Origin of the sequence: Sphingomonas pituitosa NBRC 102491 (assembly GCF_001598435.1) — a bacterium.
Classification (GTDB): domain Bacteria; phylum Pseudomonadota; class Alphaproteobacteria; order Sphingomonadales; family Sphingomonadaceae; genus Sphingomonas; species Sphingomonas pituitosa.
This window is the reverse complement of the sequence record NZ_BCYY01000028.1, coordinates 52,255-58,254: the sequence shown is the minus strand read 5'-3', so window position 1 is coordinate 58,254 and position 6,000 is coordinate 52,255. Positions and strand designations below refer to the sequence as shown.

3 protein-coding genes are annotated in these 6,000 nt (G+C 62.4%); all 3 read right to left on the bottom strand.

From position 1 onward, the window contains the following. Window positions 1-834 precede the first annotated feature (834 nt). Window positions 835-2,664 carry a hypothetical protein gene (locus SPI01S_RS18900; protein WP_157084796.1) on the bottom strand — a complete coding sequence of 610 codons (1,830 nt, stop codon included), beginning with the start codon at window positions 2,662-2,664 and terminating at the stop codon, window positions 835-837. A gap of 79 nt (window positions 2,665-2,743) precedes the next feature. Further along, complete coding sequence (locus tag SPI01S_RS18895) at window positions 2,744-3,715, bottom strand: TniB family NTP-binding protein (protein ID WP_066726424.1); 972 nt, start codon at window positions 3,713-3,715, stop codon at window positions 2,744-2,746. A gap of 26 nt (window positions 3,716-3,741) precedes the next feature. Continuing rightward, window positions 3,742-5,958, bottom strand: coding sequence for a TnsB C-terminal domain-containing protein (locus SPI01S_RS18890; protein WP_157084795.1), 2,217 nt, complete (start codon window positions 5,956-5,958; stop codon window positions 3,742-3,744). Between the last annotated feature and the right edge of the window lie 42 nt (window positions 5,959-6,000).

The following is a 6,000-nucleotide window of genomic DNA, read 5'->3' as shown; positions in this document are numbered from 1 at the left end:
GGTGCCGCGGGTTCCAATGGATCGACCCGGATTTGGGTGGATCAGATACCGTCAAGAACCACGCAAATCCGCGGGTTTTTGGATGTTCATGGATCTGTGTAATCCCGCACGCTAACGGTCTGGCTGCGCTGCGAGTTGCGCACGGTAATACACGCTAGACCGAACACTTTAACGCACGGCATCCGTACGGGAGAAAACATTTACAAACTTCCAAGGGTAATCGGGCCAAAAAAATGACCGGTCCGTAAGGACCGGTCTTCGATATCAGGGCATCGAGCGGCTGCTGCTATTTCCCTGCGAGCGCGTCATCCGCGGCGTGAATATCCGAGGGGGAATCTATCGTCCCAGACGCCTGGCCGGACTTGCCTGGTCCTGATCGACGCTCGTTGCGCCCACTCATCCCCGTTGACAACAGACGACATTATCACACTCGACCGAGAACGCCTCGTCTGACGGCGATCTCGATATTCGAGACGTCGACGATCGATGATGTGGCTAGCTTCAAGTCGGTACAGCGCGGCTAGCGCTTCTCGCGGGCTAAAGACGAAGCCGCGCCCTGCGAGGTGCTTCAGTGCCGCCGATGTCGACCAGGGCAAGCCCATGTAGAACACGTCGTCTCCCACGATGTGCCGCGAGAGCGCCGTGCCAGCGGCAACGGTGGCGCAGCACACTCGAAGATCGATCGGCGTGCGGAACTCGACCGTGAGGATCTGCTGAAGGGCCTTCGACAGCCGCTCCACGTGCGAGACCTCATAGATCGTTTTGCGATCAAGCGACGAATGGCTCCTGCGACCTGCGTTCTGCCTCTTCCGCGCTCCGGATCTGCGATGCATCCTACTTTCTCCCTCCAGCCAGAAGTGGTTCGATTTCTTGACGCGACCATCCTGCCGCGCCGATGCGCTTGTATCGTCCGCGCTTGAGCTCTCGCGGCAGTCGCCGGGTGCCGGGGCGGGTCCGAGCGCTGATCTCCGCTGCCGAGATGAGCCGCGCCGCAATCGCCGCGACGTCCCCGACGCGTATGCGACCGCTGCTTCGATCTGATCCAAGTTCCTGTTTTAGCGCCTGCTCCAAAGTACGCGGAACGAGATTGAGTGCTTCCTCGGCATCCCGTCTGCTCATGTCCTTCGCAAACGGGAAATGAGGGTGATCGGCACGGCGGAAGGAGAAGGACCTCAGCAGATCGACGCTGTTTTCCGGCACGGCGATACCCCGGACGATCCGAGTGGCGTTCGGGTCCAGGGCAAAAGGCAGGGCTCCCTCCAGCAGGGCTCGAAGGATCGATGCCCAGGGTTTCTCGCCTTGAAGGCACTTGATCGCGATACGGAGCGGAATGCAGGTACCCGACATCTCTCCTCGCGAGCCGCGGATCAGCTGTTCGACGAGGCCGTCTACAGAGGATCGAACCACCCTCGGAAGGCGGTATGTTGCCGCTAGCGCCGGGTGCTCCTCCAGTCGAAGCAGGCCAACCGCCGCGAGCTGTTCCACGCCGTGATAGCTGATGCCGAGGTGCTCAGCGACGGAGTCCAGCGGCATGCTCGCGAGCTTCGCGTCGCGCAGCTTCTCAATGGCGGCGATGTCGAAGTCCTGGAACGATCGTCGGTCGCCCCGTGTGGCCAGCGCTTCCAGGCCCTGCGAGGTCGCCGCTTTCGCAAAACTCCTGGCCGTCATTCCGACTATCTCGACAGCATCGGTCCGCGTGACCACTGATGGATTCAGTGACCTCAGGGCTATCCGATCGCGCTTTAGCAGAGCGGGGTAGGCTAGCCTGATCGTCTCAGTGACCTCGGGCCACATCGCCTTTGCTCGTGTAAGCGCCTTAAGTCGACGCACGCGCTGGACCGCCACTTCAATGGGAGCGTTCCGGGCGGAAGTCTGCAGTTCGAATTGGAAGCGATCCGGCCAACCGGACAGAAACTGTTCAGCGAGATGCAAAGTCGACAGAAAAGTTTCGGCGTCGAGCGTCTTGCTCCGAGCTCTGGAGGCGCCGTCGAGGGCGAAGACCCTGGCTAAGCTCCATCCAAGTTCGAAGCACGCGCCGGAGGAAAGGGTCTGCAGGGCCGGCGGCAGATCGATTCCTGCTCCGTGCCTGTCGCCGGGGGCGACGAGCCCGGCCATCGTGCGGTATGATGCGACCAGGCGATCATCGAGGAAGCTCGATGACGTGTCTCGAAGGTCGTTCCCGCACTTCGGATCGCCGCATCGAAATATCGCGTTGATGTCTGGGGATCGCCAACGCGGTTCCCCTGCGGGGGTAGCCCGGAACCAGTCCAGCTTCTGATTGCATCGCGGGCAGCGATCGACCAGAAGCTCAAGAGAGACTGGGCAGTATGGAAGCAGGCCGTGCGTCCATACCGCTCTATGAAAGGGCTGCGAGCGCAACGTGGTACCTGAGACGCGCCGCCGGCGCGTGACGATGTCGAACGACGAAGCCTCCCCGCCGAGAAACGACACTGTGGTCAGGTGGCCGAAGGAGCGCCGCGGACGGAATGTCAGGTCCGCAAGCTCATCGCGGTCAACTCCGAGAACGCTTGCCAGCCCCGCGATGTTCTCCAGTCGACTGAGAGCGAGATCGAACGATCTCGCGTGCGGATAGCCGGCAGACGCGAGGATCGCGCTGACGTTCATGTGAGCGTTGTCCGAGGCGGCCTTGAGAACTGCCCCCATGAGGTACTCTCGTGGGTCTATCGAGGTCGGGAACAGCACGCGTCCGGAGCCACGCTCCGGCGGGGTCCAACTGCTATGATCAGGCATCGGGAATCCCCTTGCTGAAAGGATTGTAGGACACGATCTTCTGCTGGATCGCCCAGCGCTCGGTTGCGAGCCAGAGATCATGTGGCTCGATGATGGGCGCAGACCGCCGGACAGCGATGGCGATCGCCTGTCTCACCAGGTTGACCACTCGACCCAGATATCCTCCCGACACCACGAAGAGGCACCGGAGAGTCGTGTCGTCCTCCAGGTTCGACGGACGTTCCATGATGCTTCTCGTGACCAGCTCCTGATCAAGCCTGGAGACGAAGGATCGGAATGTCCGACGGTCGCCCTCGTCCTCGATACTCAAGGCGTTGATGTCGCCTGGAGCGATCATGCGGTTCGCGAGCTGGATGTTCCGATTCATCAGGTTGAGGGCGGTTTCGTCGCCGCCGAACACCAGTGACACCACACCGTCGTCGAGCATGCGCTTCAGCGTATCCGTGGGGTCCGATCGCTCGGAAGCGCGAAAGTTCAGGTGCTGCACCTCGTCGACGAAGATCATCTCCGTCCTGAACCTCTCGACGCAGCGATACAGGCGCTTGCGAAGCGTGCTCTCGACGCTCGCATCGGAGTACTCGTCCCCGTAGCCGTCCAGCATCGAAGTCACGAGGCGCTTGGTCGTGCAGGCGCGATCGAGCTTGATCCGAAAAACCGGGAGTGTCCCCGGCTCAGGCTCGGACCGTCGGCGGTCGATCTCGATGTACTGATCGAATCCGGTCGACTTGCCCGAGGCGCTGGCACCGATAACGCGCATCGCCGACTTCGGGCCCGTGGAAAGCCGGTCCAGGGCTCGAATGTAGTCGAAGGAAGCGAACATCGCGCGGTGAGCGGGATGCTGCAGATAGATCTGCCTGGACAATGCCACCGCATTCGCCGCGGCGATGGAGCGCTCACGGCTGTTGTCCTCGACCGGCAAGCCGGTCGAGGGGCGCAGCTGTGCCGCGGAGAAAGTGGGCCGCACAACGGCCCTACGTCGTGGTCTTCTGCTCATGAATAGTCCTCCTCGAAGCGCTCGTCCTCGTCGTCGGGGGGCGTGAAGAGGCCGGTCTTCGGATCGATCGGTGGAAGTTCGAGATCCTCGCGGGGATCGGCGTCGTGGCTACTCCCCTGCGCGGTGACGCCCGAGGCTGGCCGGTCTTGAACCACGTCGTGATCGAGCCGCTCGGGGGCGGCCGGATCATGCTCGATGACCTGACCCAGGCCATCGTGCGAGGCCTCCGCATGCTCGATTGTCACGTCGCCGTCCGGCGTCGGGGTGCCCGCGGGATCGGTGAAGCGACCTACGGCGCGGCGCTCCCGTACCGACAGGGACGGGATCTTCGCTTCGATGAAGTCGTTGAGCCCGTTAAGCGCCGCCAGCCGCTCTTCCTCGGTGTTGAAGGCGAGATTCTGCTTCTTGGCCCAGGCGAGCACCTGCTCATGCTGATCGAGGCTGAGCCCCCACGAGTATCGCGCGTCGGTCGCTCGAAGCTCGACATAGGTGCGCGTCACAAGGTCTTCGACCCAGATGTGGCCCACGTTGTTGGGATCGATCTTGATCTTCACCGTGCACGCGGCGTTCGGCTTGATCCGGTCCCCGACCGCGCTGTTCGGCACGTTGGCGCGTAGAAGCCGTTCAAGCTCGCCCACCCTGTAGGTCCGACGATTCCAGCGCACTCCGTTGATCGTAAGTCGCCGTCCCGGAACGGTGATCAGCAGCATGCGGTCCAGCGCCTGCTGGTCGAGGATCGCACGCGGCCGCGCCTCGATGGACCGTAGCCATGCGGCGGCCGGCTGCTCGTTGAGCGTCGAGTGGATCGAGATATGATATACGTTCAAGAACTCGGCGATGAGCGCTTCCAGCTCCTCCACCAGCAGAACGGCCTTGGTAGCGGGGTCGTAGTTGAGTTCCCGCAGCGTCTTCGGGTCGAGAGTGTGACCTGGAAGCTTCTGCAGCAGCCAGGTGTTCAAGGTCCGGAAGAAGCGTTCGATGATCGCCTTCCACTTCGGCTCCCGAATGGGTGCATAGCGTATGGTGATGCCGGCCTCGGCCGCCGCTTCCTGGAATGCAGGCGAGATATAGTTCGAGCCGTTATCCACTCCGAGCGCGACCGGCTTGCCTCCGATCGTCGTGAGAACGGGATAGCGCCGCTTCCATTCTGGTGAAATGTTGGTCTTCTCGAGACCGACCCTCCTCAAACACTCCGCTGCGGTGTGTGTCGTTGGAGGCTTGAAGCTGATGACAAAGCCGGGCACGCAACGTGTCCCCGCGCATATCGCCAAGCACAGATACGGCCTTCCAGCCGGATAGCGCCGGCCGTTCACGGTGCGGATGCAGGCCACGGCGTCCAGAACCGTATCGTCCATCAGAACCAGCTCGAGGGCATTCTTCGCCTGCTGTCCCTCACGAGAAGTGCGCCAGTACCGCTGAGCGGCGATCTTGCCGTATTTCCGCTCGTAGTTCTCCGGCGATTCCGAAGTTCGGACAGCACGCCGGTAGGCCTCGCGTGAAGCCTGCTTGAGCGGCGATAGCCCCTGCTCGCGCCGCTCCTTGTTGATCTTCAGGATTTCGACGGCGCCCTTTGCCTCGACGTCCTTGATCTGACGACCACGCTCCTCCCAGTACCACTCGCAGCCGCGAGAGATGACCTCTCTCACGAGAGGGTCGAGACGCTTCGCGCGAGGCACGCGCCCGCTGTTCGACACCAGCTGGACGAGGGCGGGGAAAGCCGGATCGGTCCAGGTCATCCACTCGCGCACGGTCGACGTCGCTGGGCGTTCCCCGAAGCCCGTCAGCTTCTCTGTCCAGATCTCCCTGACTGCCTCGCCCAGATTGGGATCACTGCGACTGATACCCTTGAGATGAAGCTCCAGGAGGAGCGTCTGTCGCGCTTCTGCGTGCGGATCGTACTTCAGCAGCTCGTCGCGATTCATTTCGGACAAGGGCGCTCGTTCAGCCTCGGGCTTGGTGCCGTCGGCGTACAGGAGGATCTTGAACGCGCCACGGGCGAGCGCGTCCTGCATCCACGTCAAGGTGGCGACCTGACGCATGCCGGTCGAGGCATCCAGCGGCCGGTAGAGCTCTCCCGTACGGTAGTCCTGGACGTTCAGGTCGCCGTCGCCCAGCTCGCCTCTCCAGACGAGCTTCTTGTCGTCGACGGAGAAGATGGCGCCGGGCGTCAGCCCGGCGATGTTCAGTGGAGGTATCTGTCGTTCGATGTCCATGTGGATGTTCTCCAGACGCGAGGTATGGATCCGCAGCACGGC